Source organism: Priestia megaterium NBRC 15308 = ATCC 14581 (genome assembly GCF_000832985.1).
Lineage (GTDB): Bacteria > Bacillota > Bacilli > Bacillales > Bacillaceae_H > Priestia > Priestia megaterium.
Genome location: NZ_CP009920.1, coordinates 1,607,826 through 1,628,608 on the forward strand (window position 1 = coordinate 1,607,826; position 20,783 = coordinate 1,628,608).

General features: G+C 38.4%; 18 protein-coding genes. 1 reads left to right on the top strand and 17 read right to left on the bottom strand.

Annotation, left to right across the window (positions count from 1 at the left end):
- Window positions 1-9 precede the first annotated feature (9 nt).
- The 11 genes from coaE to BG04_RS08910 form a co-directional block, all read right to left on the bottom strand.
- Window positions 10-606, bottom strand: a complete 597-nt coding sequence (gene coaE, locus BG04_RS08860; protein ID WP_034648670.1) for a dephospho-CoA kinase — start codon at window positions 604-606, stop codon at window positions 10-12.
- 23 nt (window positions 607-629) lie between these two features.
- Window positions 630-1,259: a sporulation membrane protein YtaF gene (ytaF, locus tag BG04_RS08865; RefSeq protein WP_016765704.1), complete on the bottom strand. Its 630-nt coding sequence runs from the start codon at window positions 1,257-1,259 to the stop codon at window positions 630-632.
- A gap of 60 nt (window positions 1,260-1,319) precedes the next feature.
- Window positions 1,320-2,153, bottom strand: coding sequence for a DNA-formamidopyrimidine glycosylase (gene mutM, locus BG04_RS08870; protein WP_013085189.1), 834 nt, complete (start codon window positions 2,151-2,153; stop codon window positions 1,320-1,322).
- A 20-nt stretch (window positions 2,154-2,173) separates the two neighbouring features.
- A complete protein-coding gene (gene polA, locus BG04_RS08875; RefSeq protein WP_034648666.1) occupies window positions 2,174-4,801 on the bottom strand; it encodes a DNA polymerase I in 2,628 nt (875 codons plus the stop codon).
- 328 nt (window positions 4,802-5,129) lie between these two features.
- On the bottom strand, window positions 5,130-6,902 hold the full coding sequence (gene pnpS / locus BG04_RS08880) for a two-component system histidine kinase PnpS (RefSeq protein WP_034648662.1): 1,773 nt from the start codon (window positions 6,900-6,902) through the stop codon (window positions 5,130-5,132).
- Window positions 6,895-7,611, bottom strand: a complete 717-nt coding sequence (locus tag BG04_RS08885) for a response regulator transcription factor (protein WP_013085192.1) — start codon at window positions 7,609-7,611, stop codon at window positions 6,895-6,897. The genes pnpS and BG04_RS08885 overlap by 8 nt, the downstream gene beginning before the upstream one ends.
- 178 nt (window positions 7,612-7,789) lie before the next feature.
- Window positions 7,790-8,266, bottom strand: coding sequence for a MaoC family dehydratase (locus tag BG04_RS08890; RefSeq protein WP_016765707.1), 477 nt, complete (start codon window positions 8,264-8,266; stop codon window positions 7,790-7,792).
- Between the two features lie 133 nt (window positions 8,267-8,399).
- Window positions 8,400-9,338 (bottom strand): malate dehydrogenase, encoded by a 939-nt coding sequence (mdh, locus tag BG04_RS08895; RefSeq protein WP_016765708.1) that lies wholly within the window; start codon window positions 9,336-9,338, stop codon window positions 8,400-8,402.
- Between the two features lie 28 nt (window positions 9,339-9,366).
- Window positions 9,367-10,653 (bottom strand): NADP-dependent isocitrate dehydrogenase, encoded by a 1,287-nt coding sequence (icd, locus tag BG04_RS08900; protein WP_013059444.1) that lies wholly within the window; start codon window positions 10,651-10,653, stop codon window positions 9,367-9,369.
- An 81-nt stretch (window positions 10,654-10,734) separates the two neighbouring features.
- On the bottom strand, window positions 10,735-11,853 hold the full coding sequence (gene citZ, locus BG04_RS08905; protein WP_013059445.1) for a citrate synthase: 1,119 nt from the start codon (window positions 11,851-11,853) through the stop codon (window positions 10,735-10,737).
- A gap of 360 nt (window positions 11,854-12,213) precedes the next feature.
- Window positions 12,214-12,675 carry a DUF441 domain-containing protein gene (locus BG04_RS08910; RefSeq protein WP_013059446.1) on the bottom strand — a complete coding sequence of 154 codons (462 nt, stop codon included), beginning with the start codon at window positions 12,673-12,675 and terminating at the stop codon, window positions 12,214-12,216.
- Window positions 12,676-12,788: 113 nt separating this feature from the next.
- On the opposite strand from BG04_RS08910, the gene ytvI reads away from it, so the two are divergent.
- The gene (gene ytvI / locus BG04_RS08915; RefSeq protein WP_034648659.1) at window positions 12,789-13,898 is read left to right on the top strand and encodes a sporulation integral membrane protein YtvI; all 1,110 of its coding nucleotides are present in this window, start codon (window positions 12,789-12,791) and stop codon (window positions 13,896-13,898) included.
- 39 nt (window positions 13,899-13,937) lie between these two features.
- On the opposite strand, the gene BG04_RS08920 is transcribed toward ytvI, so the two are convergent.
- From BG04_RS08920 to ystJ, 6 genes are all read right to left on the bottom strand, one after another.
- On the bottom strand, window positions 13,938-14,399 hold the full coding sequence (locus tag BG04_RS08920; protein WP_034648657.1) for an FxsA family protein: 462 nt from the start codon (window positions 14,397-14,399) through the stop codon (window positions 13,938-13,940).
- A gap of 10 nt (window positions 14,400-14,409) precedes the next feature.
- On the bottom strand, window positions 14,410-16,170 hold the full coding sequence (gene pyk / locus BG04_RS08925; RefSeq protein WP_013059449.1) for a pyruvate kinase: 1,761 nt from the start codon (window positions 16,168-16,170) through the stop codon (window positions 14,410-14,412).
- 479 nt (window positions 16,171-16,649) lie between these two features.
- Window positions 16,650-17,627 (bottom strand): acetyl-CoA carboxylase carboxyl transferase subunit alpha, encoded by a 978-nt coding sequence (gene accA, locus BG04_RS08930; protein ID WP_034648654.1) that lies wholly within the window; start codon window positions 17,625-17,627, stop codon window positions 16,650-16,652.
- A complete protein-coding gene (accD, locus tag BG04_RS08935) occupies window positions 17,621-18,502 on the bottom strand; it encodes an acetyl-CoA carboxylase, carboxyltransferase subunit beta (RefSeq protein WP_013059451.1) in 882 nt (293 codons plus the stop codon). Before accD ends, accA begins: the two co-directional genes overlap by 7 nt.
- Before the next feature lie 227 nt (window positions 18,503-18,729).
- On the bottom strand, window positions 18,730-19,332 hold the full coding sequence (locus BG04_RS08940; RefSeq protein WP_016765715.1) for a FadR/GntR family transcriptional regulator: 603 nt from the start codon (window positions 19,330-19,332) through the stop codon (window positions 18,730-18,732).
- A gap of 79 nt (window positions 19,333-19,411) precedes the next feature.
- A complete protein-coding gene (gene ystJ / locus BG04_RS08945; RefSeq protein ID WP_013059453.1) occupies window positions 19,412-20,641 on the bottom strand; it encodes an NADP-dependent malic enzyme in 1,230 nt (409 codons plus the stop codon).
- Window positions 20,642-20,783: the final 142 nt, after the last annotated feature.

Below are 20,783 nucleotides of genomic sequence, written 5' to 3' on the forward strand. Positions count from 1 at the left end.
ATTCACTCTTTAATCTAGCCATAGGGCTAATATACTTAAAAGCTGTTGTTTTGTTTCTTCCACAGGACCGTTGTTATTGATCACCGCATCGGCTAAGGCTACTTTTTGAATCAAAGGCAGCTGTGCATGGATACGCGCATAAGCATCCTCCGTCGAGAGGCTATTACGCGACTTTAACCTTTCTAGCTGCACAGACTCATCGACATATACAACTACTACTTTATCGACTAAATGTGTCAAATCGCTTTCAAACAGCAGCGGAATATCTAATACAACGGCTTCGTAACCTTCCTCTATATAGCTTTCCTTTTGAGAAAGCATTTCTTTTCTTACGGCAGGATGTACAATTGCATTCAACTTTTTACGTTCTTCCTCTTGATAAAACACAATTTCCCCTAAAGCCGCTCGATTGATCTCCGCGTTCTCGTGAAGAATAGAACGGCCGAACGTCTCGACAATTTGTTTGTATGCTTCTTTTCCTGGTTCTACGACTTCTTTTGCAATGTGATCAGCGTCGATTACTGGAATATTGATATCTCGTAGCATTCCGGTTACCGTACTTTTCCCGCTTGCAATTCCGCCTGTTAATCCAATTACAATTGACATCGGCCTCTCCTTTATCTCTTTATTTAAAATCTAAAAATACCTAAAATAATGAGCAGAACTCCTGGTACAAATGAGAACATTTTCATCCATGATAAACGTGAAAAAACCTTGCCAAATTGTATGCCCGCACTTAAAAAAAGAGAACTCATAAGAGCTACAGCAATTGCTAGAGCATACGGCGAATAACCTAATAAAGCCGCTCCAAACCCCGCTCCAAATGCATCAAGAGATAATGCAATTCCAAGTATAAATGCTTCAATACCATTGATGGAACCTGAATTATCTAAATCTGCTGCAATTGGCTTTTTTAATACGTTAATGACTAGGCCAATTGACTTAATTTCAATTTTTACTAATGTTTTTTCTTCTTTCACTCGAGGTGAATCTGCCGGACAAAAAAACTGGTATAAAATCCACATCCCAAGCAGAACAAGAATACCTCCGCCTACTTTATTTAGTACATCCACTGAAAATAGATGCGTAAGTACTTTTCCTAAAAACATAGAAAACATTAAAGAAAATGCTGAGCAACATGAAATAATAAAAATGGATTTCAGCGGGATTTTCACCTTTCGAAGTCCGTATGTCAGGCCAACGCTAAAGCTGTCAAGACTTACGGCAAAAGCAAGAATAAGTAAAGAAAATGTTATCATGATGAGAGGACTCCTTTCCTTTCTGTCTATACGTAGTATATGAAAGGAGCCCATCCATTGTTATTTTTTAGCCGGCTGACAATTTGGGCAGATATGTGTTCCTCTACCGCCTACAACAAATTTTTCAATTGGGGTACCGCACATTTTACAGGATTCGCCTTTTCTTCCGTACACATAAAGCTGCTGCTGAAACATGCCTATTTGTCCCTGTGTATTTACATATGTGCGAATTGTGCTGCCTCCTTGTTTCACAGCTTCTTGAAGAGTCGCTACAATTTCTTTGTACAATTTTTCATACTCTTCGTCTGTTAATTGGCTGGCCACTCGTTCAGGATGAATCCCTGCGCGAAACAGTGCTTCATCTACATAAATATTTCCAAGCCCAACCACGACATTTTGATCGAGTAAAACCGGCTTGATTTTTCGAGAGGTTTTTCCGATTCTCATTTTTAATTGACTAGGATTAAATGTTTCGTCAAACGGTTCAGGTCCAAGGCCAATAAGAGGAGGAAACAGATCTTCCTCTCCCTTTTTAAATAAGTGCATAGTGCCAAATTTCCTTACATCCCGGTATCGCAATTCCGTTCCATCCGTGAAGTGAAAAAAGACGTGTACATGCTTATCTGGTTCTTCTGCATTCTCATGGAGAGCATATTTACCTTCCATACGCAAATGAGAAACCATCGTATAATCATCGAGCACAATTTTCAAAAATTTACCTCTTCGTTCAACATCTCGAATGGTTTGTCCAACAAGCGCATCGCAAAACTGTTCAACTTGTTCAGGGCGTTTGATAATATTAGGCCATTTAACTGTTACACGCTCAATGGTCTTTCCACTGGCTAATTCAATTAACGTACGTCTGACGGTTTCAACTTCTGGTAATTCTGGCACGTTTGTCACATCCTTTTCCACTACTTTGCTTCGTACCAAGTCTTTCCGTAAGAATAATCTACTTTCAATGGAACTTCTAGCTCTAAAGCGTTCTCCATTACTTCTGGTACGATTTTCTCTAAAATTTTAATTTCTTCTTCTGGGGCTTCAAAAATCAGCTCATCGTGTACTTGAAGCAGCAGCTTAGCCTGAAGGTTTTCATCTTTTAAGCGCTTATCCATTTCAATCATTGCTTTTTTTATAATATCAGCTGCCGTCCCTTGGATAGGCGTATTCATAGCCGTACGCTCAGCGAAGCTGCGGAGGTTAAAGTTTCGGCTCGTGATTTCAGGCAAGTAACGTCGGCGGTGCAAGAGCGTTGTTACATATCCCTTTTCTTTTGCATCTCGTACAATCGTATCCATATACTCCTGTACACCAGGGAAGCTTTTTAAATAGCGTTCAATAAAAGTAGCCGCTGCTTTTCTTGTAATTCCTAAACTTTGCGATAAACCGTAATCACTGATGCCATAGACGATTCCAAAGTTAACTGCTTTAGCCTGACGGCGCATATTCGACGTTACTTCTTCTCTTTCGACGTGGAACACATCCATCGCTGTTTTCGTATGGATATCTAAGTCATGCTTAAACGCATCGATTAGCTTTTCATCATCTGCAATATGAGCCAGTACGCGCAGCTCAATTTGTGAATAATCCGCCGCAAATATTAACCAATCAGGCTGTGAAGGCACAAACGCACCTCTTATTTTTTTGCCTTCTTCAAGACGAATCGGGATGTTTTGCAAGTTAGGATCTACTGAGCTTAGCCTTCCCGTTTGAGTTAATGTTTGATTAAAGCGGGTATGAACTTTTCCATCGCTTTCATGAATAACCTTTTTTAATCCTTCAATATACGTAGACTGTAATTTTCCTAGCTGACGGTATTGTAAAATCTCTGGGATAATATCATGGGTACTAGCTAATTGCTCTAATACATCAGCTGATGTGGAATAGCCTGTTTTTGTTTTCTTTATGACTGGAAGCTGCATTTTTTCAAAAAGAACAACTCCTAGCTGCTTTGGCGAATTAATATTGAATTCTTGTCCAGCGTATTCGTAGATTTTCGCTTCAATTTTTTCAAGCTGTTCTCGAAGATCTTCGCCCATTTCATCCAAACGCGCGCGGTCAATTTTCACCCCTTGATATTCCATATCAGCAAGGACAATGGCAAGAGGCATTTCAAGCTTCTCAAACAGCTCAAACTGTTCATTTTCTACCAATTCTTTTTCTAGCACTTCTTTTAAATAAGCTACGGCGGCTGCTTTTCTTATAACATGCTCAGCTAGCTGATCAGCTTCTGCAATACTTCGCTTAGCTCCTTTTCCATACACAGCTTCATCTGATTGCACTTGATGGTATCCTTTTAATTTTGCAATTGTCGCTAGGTCATCATTTGCCTCAGCAGGATTCAAGATGTAAGAAGCAATCATTACATCATGTTCAATTCCTTTAATTTCATGCCCCGCCCATTTTAACGATACAATCGTACGTTTCCCATTAAACACCGTCTTTTTTACACGTCCATCTTCTAACCATGCTTTAAATTTAGAAGATGAAAGAGCTGTATCTTTATCAATAAAATAGTGGCCATTTTTGTTGCTGATTCCAAAACCGAGCAGCTGATTGTGATGGTAGTTTTCTTCATACCCTTCTACGATCAGAGCTGCTTCGCTTGTTAACATATCATCGTGAACTTCCTGCGCTACTTCAAACGTTAGTTCTTCAAAATCTGCTTCCTCTTCTGCTGATTCACCAAATTTAGCAAGCAAAGAATTAAACCCAAGCTCTTTAAATAATGAGATGACCTTTGAAGATTCAAACCCGTCATACTTTGCATCTTCTACAGATACTTCAAGAGGCGCTTCGCAATAAATAGTTGCAAGCTTTTTACTCATGATAGCTGATTCACGATTATCTTCTAGCTTTTCTTTTAATTTTTTACCGCTGACTTGATCGATAGATTTTAATACATTTTCAACCGTTTCGAACTCTTTTAATAACTTTAAGGCTGTTTTTTCGCCGACTCCGGGCACGCCTGGGATATTATCTGAGCTGTCCCCCATAAGGCCTTTCATATCAATAATTTGTGCAGCCGTAATACCATACTTCTCATCAATGGCTGCAGGCGTATAGGAATCGACATCCGTAATTCCTTTTCTCGTAATATCTACGGTTACATGTTCTGACACAAGCTGAAGTAAATCTTTATCACCAGAAATGACTTTTACGGCCATTCCTTTTTGTTCAGCTTGTTTTGAAAGCGTACCAATAATATCATCTGCTTCATAATCAGGCAGTTCATAGCGCTTAATCCCATATGCATCTAATAACTCACGAATAAAGGGAAACTGCTCTGAAAGTTCAGGAGGCGTCTTTTGTCTTCCTCCTTTGTATTCTGTAAATGTTTTGTGGCGAAACGTTGTTTTCCCTGCATCAAATGCCACAAGTAAATGTGTCGGCTTCTCTTCCTCTAAGATACGTGTCAGCATTGTAGTAAAGCCATATATGGCATTTGTATGTATTCCTTTATCATTGTTTAAAAGCGGCAAAGCAAAAAATGCACGGTAGGCAATACTATTCCCGTCAATTAATACTAGTTTTTGTGTCATTCATGTTCCTCCATTTCGCTCTCTTCTTATCTTACCTTTATTTTAGCAAACAATAAGCTTTAAGGACAAAAAGTAATCTTGAGTTCAACGTTTTATTTTCATGTGGTGATAAGATCTGTACATCATAAAATAAAAACACCGCCTAGTTATTTTAGGCGGTGTAACATGTGAATGGATAGAAATTGTCAAAAAGAATCGGCGAAAATAGCACGGTTAAAGCTATTTTCGCCTTACACATTGGCTCCTTGGATGAAGGGGTTTCCATGAAAAATTGTATCAATTAATTATTAAGCTACATTAAATAAATTGTAAAAGGAACGTAAACATTTTACATCTGCGGCAAATACTTGTGCAGCTTCACCGAAAAAGTTGTCCCTTTATTGACTTCACTTTTCACTTCAATTTCCCCTTTATGAGCTTCAACAAGATGTTTAACAATTGCTAATCCAAGACCTGTTCCTCCGGAATTACGGCTTCTTGCCTTATCTACTCGGTAAAAGCGCTCAAAAATACGTGAAATTTCATCAGAATCAATACCGATACCTGTATCTTGAACATGAACCGTAATCGTTTCTTCTTCCTCTTCAAGCGAAACGTGAACAGTTCCTCCAGGCATTGTATACATGAGCGCATTGCCGATTAAGTTAACAAACACTTGCATAAGGCGCTGACTGTCACCATCAATCCACGCTTCTTCTGGAAGCGTATCTAACGTTAGCGTGATTTCTTTTTCAGTTGCTCGGTTTGATAGCACGGTCGTCACTTCGTAAAGAAGCGTATTCAAATCTACTGAATGAATGCTTAGTTTAAAGCCTTGCTGTTCAACTTTAGACAAATCTAAAAGATCTTGAATCAAGCTCTCCATGCGCTGACTTTCCGTTAAAATGATCGATAGAAACTGCTGACGCAGCTGTGGATCTTCCATGGCACCGTCTAACAATGTCTCACTAAACCCTTTTATAGACGTAATAGGAGTTTTTAGTTCATGAGACACATTCGCTACAAAGTCACGGCGAACTTGTTCTAGTTTTTTTAGCTCGGTAATATCATGAAAAACAAGCACAATCCCTTTCCATTCATCGTTTAAGCCAATAATCGGCGCTCCGTAAACATCAAAATATCTTCGTTCAATATTTAAAGGCAGGACCACTTGTTTTCGAACCTTTACTTCCGTCATAAATATTTTTTCCACAAGCTTAATGATTTCTCTATGCTCAAATACCTCGTAATACAAATGATAAAGGAAGTCATCCGGATGTATATGAAACTGCTCTTTATAAGCTCGATTCACTAAGTTTATATAGCCTCGACTATCAATAAGAAGCATGCCGCTTCCCATATTTTCAATTAGCGTGCGCAGCCTGTCCTGCTGCATTTCTTGATTAGTGATAGACTCTTGCAGATTACGAGCAAGTGCGTTAATAGACTGACTCAGCATCCCTGTTTCATCTACATAATCTTCATATGTACGAGCTTTATAATTCCCTTTTGCAAGTTCCATAGCCACTTTGGTTGCCGATTCAATAGGACGGGTATAGCGTCCCATAATCTTTACACCTAAAAGTAAAATCACAATCAAAGCTAGACCTAAGCTTCCAATAAGAAGGCCCCAAATTTGCTGATTTACCTGTTTTAATGAATCAAACGATGTACTCAGCACAACAAATCCCTCTTGCTTACCTTCTATAATCAGCGGGATACCATAGTAATATAAGTCATAATCTTCTTTAATTTGATCAAAGCTTTTTTTACTGTTTAACTGCTTTTTTAATACTTGTTGGATTACGATACTTTTTTCGATTCTTTGCTGCTTGCTGCCTGGATTTGAGTCAACTAATATTTTTCCGTCTTTTTGAACGATAGTCGTTCGTACACTTAACGAATGGCTGATTTGATCAACTTTAGATTTTAAAGCAGGACTTGTGATACCTTCTTCGCTAATGTACATTTCTACAAGCTTTGCCTCTTTTTCCATTCGCTCTTGAAACGTCTGAAAATAAAAGTTTTTAAACAACTGTCCCAGCAGCAGGCCAAGACCTACTAATACAATAATAATAAGTACTAATAGAGCCAAAAGTAGCCTTGAACGAAATTTATTCATCTACCTTTGGTTCCTCCAGCTTATATCCTAATCCTCTAATCGTTTTTATATAAACAGGTTTTCGCGTATTGTGCTCAATTTTCTCACGCAAATGGCTGATGTGAACATCTACAATTCGCGTATCTCCGGCAAAATCATAATTCCACACTGCACTTAGCAGCTGATCACGAGTTAATACCCGTCCTTTGTATTTTGCCAAATATAATAATAACTCAAATTCTTTCGGAGTAAGCTCAAGCTGCTCTTGATTAAAGTAGGCCTCATAATGATCTGGAAGAATTTTTAAATCACCGATCATGATGCGCTCGCCATCTTCCTCTTGTTCATTTTCCTGAGCAATGATTTGTGTTCTGCGTAAAATGGCTTTTACACGCGCTACTACTTCTCGAGGGCTAAATGGTTTTGTCATGTAGTCATCTGCGCCAAGCTCTAGCCCTAATACTTTGTCGAACTCATCGTCTTTTGCAGTTAACATTAAAATAGGCGTCATCACTTTTTGCTGACGAAGCTTTTTACAAACTTCAATTCCATCCATCTTAGGAAGCATCAAGTCTAACACAATTAAATCCGGTTTTCCTTCTAGTGCCTTGTTGTATCCTTCTTCCCCGTCTTCAGCTGTTTCTACTGTAAAGCCAGCTTGCTGTAAATTATATTGTAATAATGTTGAAATTGATTGTTCATCATCTACGACTAATAATTTCTTACTCATATTAACGATATAAGCCTCCATCTAGTTAAATTAAACCGCAGCTTCATCCAAATGATATTATTTTCTATTTATCTTCTCTTATCATACAATGTTTTAGCCTCGTTCTCCAATACATTTCAACATTTTCAGAAAATATGACCAAACAGTTTCTTCTATATTTATAAATATTTAAGGTGTTTTAAAAATTTTCAAAGTCGTGTGTCTCTACTGATGGAAGTCTAAACGGCGGATAAACAAGAAACCGCGCCGTTACTACTTTCTCTTTTTGCTCATTGACCGCTTCCACCTCAATCGTAACAGTTCTAGAAGAAACATCTACCTCTGTCACTTCAAATAAAAATTCAATCGTGCTATAATGATGAATCTTTTTGGGGAAGGCTACCGTATGTTCTGCAACGTGGCTTCCAGGTCCAGGCAAATACTTTGAAATGGCTGCTGTCATAATACCGGTAATCATAATACTTGGCACAATAGGTTTTTTAAAAGGGGTCTGAGATGCGTAATCATGCTGAATGTATAAAGGGTTAGAATCATTTGTCAGCCCTAAGTACAATAAGATGTCTTTATCTTCAATTCGTTCCGTTAGCGTTAATTTTTCTCCAACTTTTATATCTTCAATACTTCGGCCTATTTTTTGTTTTTTACCTAATACCATCATCATTCCACCTTTTGTATAAAGTAATAGCTTTTCTTTATATACAAGAAAAATTCGAGGTTTCCCTCGAATTTTCCTTGTGACTATTGTTTGAATATTGATAAAAACCTATACTCAAACCTATTTTATTGTATTAAGCTAATACACCCATGACAGTTTTAACTGATTTTGCTGATTGATCTAAAGAAGCTTTTTCAGACTCAGTCAGTTCTAATTCAATTACCTGCTCAATTCCTGCAGCTCCTAATACGGTTGGAACACCTAAGTAGATCCCGTTATAACCATATTCACCCTCTAGGTAAGCAATCGCTGGTAAAATACGACGCTGATCTTTTAAGATCGCTTCTGTCATTTCCACTAAGGAAGCAGCAGGCGCGTAGTATGCACTTCCGTTACCTAATAAGTTAACGATCTCGCCGCCGCCTTTGCGTGTTCTTTCAACAATTGCTTCAAGACGCGCTTTTGGAATAAGCGTTTCAAGAGGAATACCGCCAGCATATGAGTAGCGTACAAGAGGCACCATATCGTCGCCATGTCCACCAAGTACAAAACCTGTGATATCTTTTACTGAAATGTTTAACTCCTGCGCTACGAACGTACGGAAACGTGCAGAATCTAATACGCCTGATTGACCGATTACGCGGTTTTTAGGAAAACCAGATTCTTTAAATACTGTATACGTCATAGCATCTACCGGGTTTGTTAACACTATGATGTGACAGTTTGGCGAGTATTTAACAACTTCTTGAGTAACAGACTTCATGATTTTTTGGTTCGTTGTTACTAAATCATCGCGACTCATACCTGGCTTGCGCGCGATACCAGCTGTAATAATGACAATGTCAGAATCAGCTGTGTCTTCGTAGTTGGCTGTTCCTGTAATGTTAGCGTCAAATCCTTGTACAGGACTTGCTTCTAACATATCCAGCGCTTTACCTTTAGCTGGATTTTCTAATTGCGGAATATCAACTAATACAACATCAGCTAACTCTTTTTGACCAATTAAAAAAGCAGTTGTAGCTCCCGTAAAGCCTGCTCCGATAACAGATACTTTTTTACGCATATTTGCCATTATAATTCCTCCCCTAAATGAATAGCTATTAAACTGTTACTTGTTTTCCTAGATTGCTAATTAATTCATCAGCGAACTCTGAACACTTCACTTCTGTTGCACCATCCATTAAACGTGCGAAATCATATGTTACTACTTTTGAAGCAATTGTTTTTTCCATTGATTTCATAATTAAATCCGCTGCTTCGTTCCAGCCAAGGTGTTCAAGCATTAACACACCTGATAATAATACAGAAGATGGGTTTACTTTATCTAAACCAGCATATTTAGGTGCTGTACCGTGAGTTGCTTCAAAGATAGCATGTCCAGTTTCATAGTTGATGTTTGCTCCTGGAGCAATTCCGATACCACCAACTTGTGCTGCTAATGCATCTGAAATGTAATCTCCATTTAAATTCATTGTTGCTACTACATCGAATTCACGTGGACGAGTTAAAATTTGTTGTAAGAAGATATCTGCAATTGAATCTTTTACAATAATTTTTCCTGCTGCTTCCGCTTCTGCTTGAGCTTTGTTTGCAGCCTGTGCACCTTCTTTTTCAACGATACGGTCATATTGAGCCCAAGTAAATACTTTATCGCCGAATTCTTTTTCAGCTAGCTCATAGCCCCAATTTTTAAATGCGCCTTCTGTATATTTCATAATGTTACCTTTGTGTACAAGCGTAACAGACTTGCGGCCTTGTTCAATTGCATAGTTGATTGCTGCACGCACAAGACGCTCTGTTCCTTCAGAAGAAATAGGCTTAATACCTAATCCAGAAGTTTCAGGGAAACGGATTTTATTTACGCCTAATTCCGTTTGTAGGAATGAAACAAGCTTTTGTACTTCTTCAGAACCCTTCGCATATTCAATACCAGCATAAATATCTTCGGTATTTTCACGGAAGATAACCATATCTGTATCTTCAGGGCGCTTAATTGGAGAAGGTACGCCGTCAAAGTAGCGAACAGGACGTAAGCATGTGAATAAGTCTAATTCTTGACGCAATGCCACGTTTAGAGAACGAATTCCACCGCCTACTGGTGTTGTTAATGGTCCTTTGATTGCAATTATGTATTCGCGAATTGCATCTAACGTTTCTTCCGGTAACCATTCGCCAGTTTGATTAAATGCTTTTTCACCTGCTAATACTTCTTTCCAAACGATTTCTTTTTCACCATTGTATGCTTTTGCAACCGCTGCTTCTAATACGCGAGAAGCTGCTGCCCAGATATCCGGGCCAATTCCGTCACCTTCGATAAATGGAATAATTGGGTTATTTGGTACGTTTAACACGCCGTTTGCTACAGAAATTTGTTCACCTTTTGTCATGAGAATGACCTCCTTAAAAAATTTGTCTACTTTCACTTATGGAAAAGTGCTCAACGAACGTGAGCACCTTCGTCACATTGTTTAGCTGCGCTCTTCAAGCGGAATGTACGTTTGTTTTCCAGGACCGATATAATCAGCTCTTGGACGAATCAAACGATTGTTTGAATACTGCTCTAAAATGTGAGCAATCCATCCTGATACGCGGCTTACGGCAAAGATCGGAGTAAATAGATCGTGATCAATCCCTAAGCTGTGGTATACAGAAGCTGAATAGAAATCAACGTTTGGCGGAAGTTTTTTCTCGCCTGTTACGATCTCTTCAATTTTCACTGACATATCGTATAGCGTTGTATCTCCTGCTTGTTTGGTAAGTTTTTCAGACATTTCTTTCAAGTGCTTGGCACGAGGATCACCCTGCTGATACACACGATGTCCAAATCCCATAATCTTTTCTTTTTTCGCGAGCTTTTCGCGGATATAAGGTTCCGCGTTTTCAACTGTTTGAATGTCAGACAACATTTTCATAACAGCTTCATTCGCTCCCCCGTGAAGAGGACCCTTTAACGCTCCAATAGCGGCTGTAATTCCTGAATAAATATCGGATAACGTTGCCACACAGACACGAGCTGTAAAAGTTGAAGCATTTAGCTCATGATCAGCATGTAAGACAAGTGCTTTATCAAATGCCTCTACTTGGATATCAGTTGGCTCTTCGCCGGTTAACATATATAAAAAGTTAGCGGCAATGCTATAGTTTTCGTTTGGTTCAATTGGCTCTAATCCGTTACGGACTCTTGAAAAAGCCGTTACCACCGTTGGTAATTGTGCTTGCAAACGAACAGCTTTGCGATAATTTGCTTCTTCATCCATTAAATCAGCTTCAGGATCGTACAACCCCAATAGTGATACGACTGTTCTTAAAGCTGCCATTGGATGAACATCTTTAATTGGATAAGTTTTGAAATGCTCTAAGACTTCTTGGGGTAATTTAGCGTTTTCTGCTAGTAATCTAGAAAACACAGATAATTCTTCTTTGTTAGGTAATTTTCCGTGCCATAGTAAATACACCACTTCTTCAAATGTTGCATAATTCGCTAAATCATCAATATTGTAGCCTTGATATGTTAAAGTGTCATCAATAATTGAACTTACTGCTGACGTTGTAGCGACTACCCCTTCTAGACCTCGAGTTGCTGTCATAAATCTCCACTCCTTTACAGAAAAAATTCCCCATACCTTTCTGTGTAAAACGTGAAAAACAAAATTGAGCCTCTGCTCAACTAGACATTAAATGATATACGAAGCGCCTCTTTTGAATATATATCTTGGAAGAACATTCCTTCACCCCACGTAAAGAAAATGCTTACATTTCCATTTGTTTCAATAACACACAAAATCAAAACATCTGCATGTGTCATTGCTTTGTTACAGCCCTATAGGTAAAACATACAATTGTATGTAAAAAGATGCGGCCTCAAAATATATTATAAACAATTATCTGACTTTTGTGAATCAAAAGAGAGAAGAAATTTTAAAAAAATTATTATTATACAAAAATTTCTACGAAAAAAGTTCGGTTAATTTCATAAATAAATAAGCGATTCCAGCACCGATTAACGGACCTACTGCTACCCCTTGAAACAGCGCCACAGCAAGAATTGTGCCAAAAACTAAAGCGGTCGTAATATGCGGATCATCTTCCAAGAGTGTAAGTCCATATTTAGCAATAATTGCTACAGCAATTCCGGCTCCTAGAGCAATCCAGGCATACGAAGATTTCACAGCTTCTCCTAATTGTTTGAACCCTATGTCTCCTGTTGCAATTGGCACAAGAACGGCAATTGTAATAACCGTTACTCCAATATTAATTCCTTTTGATTGTAGAAACGGAAAAACCTTACCGTCTAACCCGATTAATTTTAAAATAAGTAAAAATGCAACTGCAATGATTAATGATTGATTTTTAGCCACTAATCCAATTACGAGTAAAACAGCTAAAAAAAGCATGGGTTGTGAGAACATTTTACTCATCCTTTCTTTTTTTATTGTGATAAATCTAAAGCGTATTACGTAAATATTTTATGAGTAGCTTTTTCTTTTGTTGACTATCGTTTACAAGGAGGCCTCTATTTATTGTGTACAAGCTTCATTTACATCGACTATTTCGCTTAGCTTGTGTGTTGGTAATTATTGCAGCATCTATATTTCTTAGTTATTATGTCTCTTCTCTCATATATCCATTTATTATCGCCTGCTGCATCGCTTTTTTTATAAATCCTATGGTTAATCTATTTGAATTGAAGCTGCGTTTACCTCGCTACTTAGCTGTTTTACTGTCAATGGTTCTTATCTTCTCTCTTTTGGCCGGACTTATTACGTTACTTATCACAGAAATCATTGCAGGAAGTACGTATTTAGCGAAAGTTGTTCCCACAAATTTCAAAGAAGTGGTCATATTTATTGAAAATATTGCTACAGAACAAATACTTCCGTTTTATGAACGTATTACTTCTATGTTTAATAACTTAAATACTGGTCAGCAAGCAACTATTTTATCGAACATTAAAGGGGTAGGCAACCATATCGCTCAAACGGTGGGCGATTTTCTGCAAAATGTATTGCAAAGCATCCCAGTACTTTTATCCGTATTGCCTAATGCAGCTACTGTGATTATTTTTTCATTGCTGGCTACTTTTTTTATTAGTAAAGATTGGTACAAGCTGATGGCTAAAAGCAGCATGTTTATTCCTAAAAAAGTAAGAGAAAATGGACAGACAGTTGTTCTGGAGCTTAAAAATGCACTGTTTGGATTTATTAAAGCTCAGCTTACGCTTATTTCGATTACCACAATCATCGTTCTTTTTGGTTTACTTGTTCTTAGGGTTGATTATGCTATTACAGTCGCTTTATTGATTGGCCTAGTAGATATTCTTCCTTACCTCGGAACAGGACTGGTTTTTGTTCCTTGGATGATTTATGCCTTTGCCACAGATAACGTCTCATTTGCTGTAGGGCTTTCGGTACTATATGCTGTAGTACTTGTGCAGCGACAAATTATGGAACCAAAAATTTTGTCATCAAGTATTGGTCTTGATCCTCTCGCTACATTAATTTCTTTATTTGTAGGATATCAATTGATTGGATTTTTCGGATTAATAGCTGGCCCTGTGATTCTTGTTATTCTAAAAACACTTCATACAACGGGGGTTTTTAAAGAAACGTGGGAATTTATTATAGGAAAATGAAAAAGTGTGTGAAAGAAGCTTCTTTCACACACTTTCTAGTTAACGAATAATCGTCATTCGATTACGTCCTTGAAAAAATCTTCTTAGCCACGTTAAAAGAAAAGGCTTAACGATTCTGCGTGTAAACGGCAGTAAAAAGATAAAGCCCACAACATCTGTCAAGAAGCCTGGAAACAGCAGAAACAGTCCGCCAAATAGTACACACATACCATCAAGGATTTCACCGCTTGGAACATGTCCCTGGCTCATCTGACGCTGTGCCTTTTGAAAAAGAGATGTTCCTTGTTTTTTCGCTAGAAACGCACCAATAAAACTGGTAGCAATAATCAGTAAAAATGTTGACATTACACCAATGAGATGACTTGAATAAATCAAAATCATTACCTCAACAGCAGGTACAATAAGAAGGAGCGGAAGGAGCTTCCTCACCATCATCACCTCTTCGCTTATTGAATTGGCTAAACAAAAAGAGAAGGATTCCCCTTCTCTTTTTTCTATCATCTACGTGTTCTTACAGTACGCTTGCGTGTCCGTTGTATACGACACCACGTGAAGCATCAACTGTAATATCTTGATCTTCTGAGAATACGCTTGTTGCATTTTCTACGCCTACAATGACAGGAATGCTTAAGTTTAACCCTACTACAGCTGCATGGCTTGTTAGACCGCCTTCTTCTGTAATAAGAGCTCCTGCTTTTTCGATTGCACTGATCATATCGCGATCTGTGCTGTTTGTAACAAGGATAGCACCTTCAGTCATTTTTGCATTTGCTTCTTCAGCAGTTTTAGCAATAACTACTTTACCAACTGCTGCTTTACGACCAATTCCTTGTCCTTTAGCAAGAACGTCACCTACAACTTGAACTTTCATTAAGTTCGTTGCACCTGATTCTCCAACTGGAACACCAGCTGTAATAACCACTAAGTCGCCGTGTGCTACAACGCCTGTTTTTACTGCGTCATTTACAGCGTGATCTAACATATCGTCAATTGTATTTACGCGCTCACCAACAACTGGTGTAACACCCCATACTAGAGACAGACGACGTGCAACAGAATCGTTTGCTGCAACAGCTACGATTGGAGATTGCGGACGATATTTAGAAACGATTTTCGCTGTATAACCACTTTCTGTTGGCGCTACAATTGCACTAGCGTTTAAGTTAAGCGCTGTGTGTACCACAGATTGTCCAATTGCATCTGTAATAGATGGGCCAACTTGCTTGCTGCGCTGTTGTAAAATCTCAGAGTAGTTTAGAGCTTGCTCAGCACGAGAAGCAATTGAATGCATTGTTTGTACAGCTTCAACTGGGTAAGAACCTGCAGCTGTTTCACCAGATAACATAATTGCATCTGTACCATCAAAGATAGCATTGGCAACGTCACTTGCTTCCGCACGAGTCGGGCGCGGGTTGCGTTGCATTGAATCAAGCATTTGTGTAGCTGTAATAACTGGTTTGCCAAGCGCATTACATTGTTTGATTAGATCTTTTTGTACTAATGGTACTTCTTCAGCAGGAATTTCTACTCCTAAGTCACCACGAGCAACCATTAAACCGTCTGAAACTTCAAGAATTTCCTTGATGTTATCTACGCCTTCTTGGTTTTCGATTTTTGAGATGATTTGAATGTGAGCTGCATTGTGTTTTTCTAGTAGTTCACGAATTTCTAATACATCAGATGCGCGACGCACAAAAGAAGCAGCGATAAAATCAATGCCTTGTTCGATACCGAATACAATATCGCTTGCATCTTTTTCAGTGATACCAGGAAGGTTTACACTTACGTTTGGCACGTTTACACCTTTTTTATTTTTTAATGTACCAGGGTTAAGTACTTTTGTTTTGATTTCACCATCAGTTTTATTGATGTCGAGTACTTCAAGACCGATTAAACCGTCATCTAAAAGGATTTTTGATCCTACGTGTACGTCATCGATTAGACCTGGATATGTAATTGAGAATTTTTCAGTTGTTCCCACTACTTCTGTCATAGAAACAATGATTTCAGAGCCTTCTTCTAACTCAATTGCACCATTTTCCATTGTGTTTGTACGAATTTCAGGTCCTTTTGTATCAAGTAAGATACCTACTGTTTTACCTGTTTGTTTCGCAGCTTCACGAATGTTAACAATACGTGCACCGTGCTCTTCAAAGTCACCGTGAGAGAAGTTTAGACGACAAACGTTTAAGCCTGAGTTAATTAGTTCAACTAATTTTTCTACACTTTCACTCGCTGGTCCAATAGTACATACAATTTTAGTTTTACGCATTCAAATTTCCTCCTATATATTTACTATTTACTCTTTAGATAGGGCAAATAGCTATTTCTTTTACTAACCTTGTACTAGCAGGCTGTGAACAAATATTTTGTTGCCCTGACTTGTTCACCTTGCTTTACGTGTAACTTATGAAATACCTATGTAGCGCTGAATCAAATAGCAAACAAATACACAGCACTTTAACGATGAATTTCTTCATCGTTTGCTTCTTGTTTTACTATTCCCTGCAATTCATACAGCAATACTTGCTGCCTGATTTGTCTTATATATCTCACGTTTTAGAGAAAAGACAAACGCTAGCACAGCTGCTAATAACCATAGGAAATTTTTTAAAAACACTCTTTTTCTACTTTTACTTAAAGGTTTTTGCTGTCTATAAAATACCACGAAGAACTTGTAAACACAATAGAGAAGGGCTATACAAACCGCACAAAAACGCGCACCCTTATTTTTCAAGAGTGCACGTTTCTTTATTTTATAGTAATGGCATCGTTTTCAGCTACAAATTGTCCGATTTTTTTGTATTTTAAATAACGCTCTTCCACTAGCTCTTCTTTTGATAAATTCATCAGCTCTTTTAATGATTTCTTGATAATGCCCTCCATGTATCCAGCTTGCGCATCGATATCTCGGTGAGCTCCGCCTTTTACCTCTGAAACCATTTCATCTACAATACCCAGTTCTTTCAAATCTGGTGCTGTAATCTTCATCGTTTCAGCAGCTTTTTTCGCAAGAGAAGAATCTTTCCAAAGAATGGCTGCCGCTCCTTCTGGAGAAATAACTGAATACGTCGAGTTCTCAAGCATATGAAGGTGATTTCCTAAACCTAATGCCAAGGCTCCCCCGCTTCCTCCTTCTCCAATTACAATGCAAATAACAGGTACAGTTAAGCCAGCCATTTCGAAAAGGTTTTTCGCAATAGCTTCGCTTTGTCCGCGCTCTTCTGCCGCTTTCCCTGGATAAGCTCCTTTTGTATCAATAAAGCAAATAATTGGGCGGTTAAATTTCTCCGCTTGCTTCATTAGACGCAGTGCTTTACGGTAGCCTTCAGGATGAGGCATACCAAAATTACGGCGAATATTTTCTTTCGTATCTTTACCTCTCTGATGTCCAATCACGGTAACAGGCACGCCATTAAACTTAGCAATTCCTCCTACGATTGCTTCATCATCTCCATAAAAGCGATCTCCATGACACTCTAAAAAGTTTGTAAACAAGCGAGAAATATAATCGAGTGTTGTAGGACGCTCAGGATGACGAGCAATTTGAACACGGTTCCATGGGCTTAGATGATTGTAAATATCGTTTTCTACTTTTTCTAAGCGATTTTCTAACTTATCAATTTCGCTAGATAAATCCACTTCTGTATTTTTAGCAAACTCTTTAAGCTCTGCAATCTTGTTTCGCAACTCAACAATTGGACGTTCAAATTCTAATTCGCTTACCACTCGATGTCACCTCCTGCTACGTGTATATCTAAAATAGTTGTTAACGTTTCTTTTAAATCATGACGGTCAATAACTCCGTCTAGCTGACCATGCTTCAACAGAAATTCCGACGTCTGAAAATCTTCTGGAAGCTCTTCTCTAATTGTTTGTTCAATAATACGTCTTCCAGCAAAGCCAATTAACGCGCCCGGCTCGGCTAAATTATAATCACCTAACGAAGCAAAGCTTGCTGACACGCCTCCTGTAGTAGGATGTGTCATAATCGAAATGATTAAGCCGCCTTCATCACTGAACATTTTAAGAGCTGCGCTAGTTTTAGCCATTTGCATCAAGCTCAGAACACCTTCTTGCATACGTGCACCGCCTGAAGCTGTGAAAATAAGGAATGGAACATGCATTTCCTTCGCTTTTTCAATGGCGCGAGTAATTTTCTCGCCGACTACAGAACCCATGCTTCCCATACGGAAGTGTGAATCCATAACAGCAACTACTACTTTAATGCCTTCAATATCTCCTTCACCCGTAACAATCGCTTCACTTAAATTAGTTTTCTCACGATCTTTTTCGAGCTTTTCAAGATAATCAGGGAACCCAAGAGGATTTTCTGACGTCATATCTTTGTCGTATTCAACAAACGTTCCGCTGTCGATTAAGCTTTCGATACGCTCTGGTGCTGTCATTTGGTGATGATATCCACAGTTTAAGCATACTTTTAAGTTTTTATTTAACTCTTTCGTATACATTATTTTTTTACACTTTTTACACTTGGTCATAATTCCTTCAGGTACATCTTGTCTCATATGCTCAGAAGGAATCGTAGCATATTTTCGTTTTTTTGGAGTTTTTGTGTTTTTTGTAAATAAATCTCGTAACAAGGTGTAACCTCCTTTTGGTTCTTTTCTTTATCATAAGAACCTTTATTCTTCCTCTTCTTCTACTATTTACAAGTTGTGAAAATCCGCCTCAAATACAAATCAAGTGACGGATAGACAAAAATTGGACGAATTGTTCGCTTCACTTTATTAGTTGCTATTTACTTTACTAGATGACTGTTTGATTTTGTGTAGAAAGATGGCATGTCTCTTTCGACAAATTCCTTCTTTCACACTTGTTTGTAGCACTGATGGTGAAGATTTAATACAGCTGCTTCATCTTTTTTAGCTAACGCCTCTACTAATTCACTTATCAGAATGTCGCTTGGCGCTGAGTTTTGTTGAAAAGTTTGAGAAAAACGGCAAATAATCAGCCAGATTCGGTGTAATAGCCGATTAGGCTGCAAAGAAAACAAATAGTCAAACAAGTTCTTCAAACAATCGTCATTCTGCTTTTGAATTGCTTTCGAAACATTGATTTCGTCCTGTTCCGCTAAAACAAAATACAAACAGCTCTTTTCAAGAATATATCTAGTCTGAATTAAATCTGATTTTGTTTTACCGTCTTGTACTAAAAAAGTAGCTAATAAATCAATAAATTGATGATCCCCTACTTCTTTAATAAACGTACCTTCACCTCTTCTAGTTTCAATCAACCCAATTAGCTCTAACGCTCTGAGCGCTTCTCGAACGGAAGAACGTCCTGCGCCTAACCGTTCAGAAAGCTCTCGTTCTGACGGGATTTTATCCCCCGTAGTTAAACGATCGTCTTCCATTAGCTGGCGAATTTGTTTTAGAATTTCTACATATACTTTTGAACGTTCATTCTTCAAGTTTACTACCACTCACTTTACATTACTTTAACAGGCATGCTTGAAGCATCATGCCTGTCAAAGAACAGTTGATGTAACCTTATTCAATAATCGCTAAGCGACGTGTGTTTTCAGCTACGGCTTCTGGCTTTACCTTTATCCGGGCAACGCCTGTTTCCATAGCTGCTTTTGCAACAGCGGCGGCTACTGCCGGAGCCACTCGTGCATCAAATGGACCTGGAATCACATAGTCTGTATTCAAGTCCTCTTCCGTAATTAAATTAGCAATGGCCTCAACTGCAGCCATTTTCATTTTTTCATTAATATGAGTAGCACGTACATCTAGTGCACCTCGGAATATCCCCGGAAACGCTAAGACATTGTTCACTTGATTAGGAAAATCAGAACGTCCGGTGCCGATTACTTTCGCGCCAGCTTTTTTAGCTTCTTCTGGCATAATTTCAGGCACCGGATTTGCCATTGCAAAAATGATTGGGTCTGGATTCATCTTTCCAATCATCTCCGGTGTGAGTGCTCCTTCAACCGAAACTCCAATAAATACGTCAGCTTCTTCTAAGGCATCAGCTAACGTACCTTCTACTTTGCTTCGATTTGTATAGGCTGCAACTTCATCTTTTATACGGTTCATGCCGTGAGGACGCTTGTCATAAATCGTTCCTTTGGAATCACACATAATGATATCGCGCACTCCATAGCTGTATAATAATTTAATAATAGCAATGCCAGCAGCTCCTGCTCCATTCGCTACCACTTTGATTTGTGACATTTTTCTTCCTGTCAGCTTCAGGGCATTAAGAAGGCCCGCTACCGTAACAATAGCCGTCCCATGCTGATCATCATGAAAAACCGGGATATTTGTTTCCTTTTTCAACCGCTCTTCAATTTCAAAACAGTTAGGAGCCGCAATATCTTCTAAATTAACGCCTCCAAAAGTAGGTTCTAGCAATTTAACAGTTTCTATAATTTTGTCCACATCTGTCGTGTTTAAACAAATTGGGAATGCATCTACGCCGGCAAAACTTTTAAAAAGGACAGCTTTCCCTTCCATTACTGGCAGAGCAGCTTCAGGACCTATATTGCCCAAGCCCAATACGGCAGTGCCATCAGATACAACAGCTACCATATTTCCTTTCATCGTATATTCATATACATTGTTTACATCATCATATATTTCTTTGCAAGGTTCTGCTACACCAGGGGAATAAGCAAGGCTTAAATCCTCTGCGTTTCGAACAGGAATTTTGGACTTTGATTCTAGTTTACCTTTGTTAATGCGGTGCATATGCAATGCTTCTTCACGTAAAGACAATGAATTTCACTCCCAATAAACAAAATGATAACAAATACTGCGCCTGAACCATGTTCTTTCCCACACTCATATGATGTTATAAATCCAATTGCATTTCATTTCAAGAAAAACGCATCTAATTCGTATATTTCATAAAAAACGG

Bases quoted from the DNA above. Each gene is read 5' to 3' on its own strand.
- icd (WP_013059444.1), bottom strand. From the start codon at position 10,653: ATGACAAAAGGTGAACAAATTTCTGTAGCAAACGGCGTGTTAAACGTA.
- BG04_RS08890 (WP_016765707.1), bottom strand. From the start codon at position 8,266: ATGGTATTAGGTAAAAAACAAAAAATAGGCCGAAGTATTGAAGATATA.
- pnpS (WP_034648662.1), bottom strand. From the start codon at position 6,902: ATGAATAAATTTCGTTCAAGGCTACTTTTGGCTCTATTAGTACTTATT.
- polA (WP_034648666.1), bottom strand. From the start codon at position 4,801: ATGACACAAAAACTAGTATTAATTGACGGGAATAGTATTGCCTACCGT.
- BG04_RS08885 (WP_013085192.1), bottom strand. From the start codon at position 7,611: ATGAGTAAGAAATTATTAGTCGTAGATGATGAACAATCAATTTCAACA.
- BG04_RS08910 (WP_013059446.1), bottom strand. From the start codon at position 12,675: ATGTTCTCACAACCCATGCTTTTTTTAGCTGTTTTACTCGTAATTGGA.
- mdh (WP_016765708.1), bottom strand. From the start codon at position 9,338: ATGGCAAATATGCGTAAAAAAGTATCTGTTATCGGAGCAGGCTTTACG.
- citZ (WP_013059445.1), bottom strand. From the start codon at position 11,853: ATGACAGCAACTCGAGGTCTAGAAGGGGTAGTCGCTACAACGTCAGCA.
- BG04_RS08920 (WP_034648657.1), bottom strand. From the start codon at position 14,399: ATGATAGAAAAAAGAGAAGGGGAATCCTTCTCTTTTTGTTTAGCCAAT.
- ytaF (WP_016765704.1), bottom strand. From the start codon at position 1,259: ATGATAACATTTTCTTTACTTATTCTTGCTTTTGCCGTAAGTCTTGAC.
- pyk (WP_013059449.1), bottom strand. From the start codon at position 16,170: ATGCGTAAAACTAAAATTGTATGTACTATTGGACCAGCGAGTGAAAGT.
- coaE (WP_034648670.1), bottom strand. From the start codon at position 606: ATGTCAATTGTAATTGGATTAACAGGCGGAATTGCAAGCGGGAAAAGT.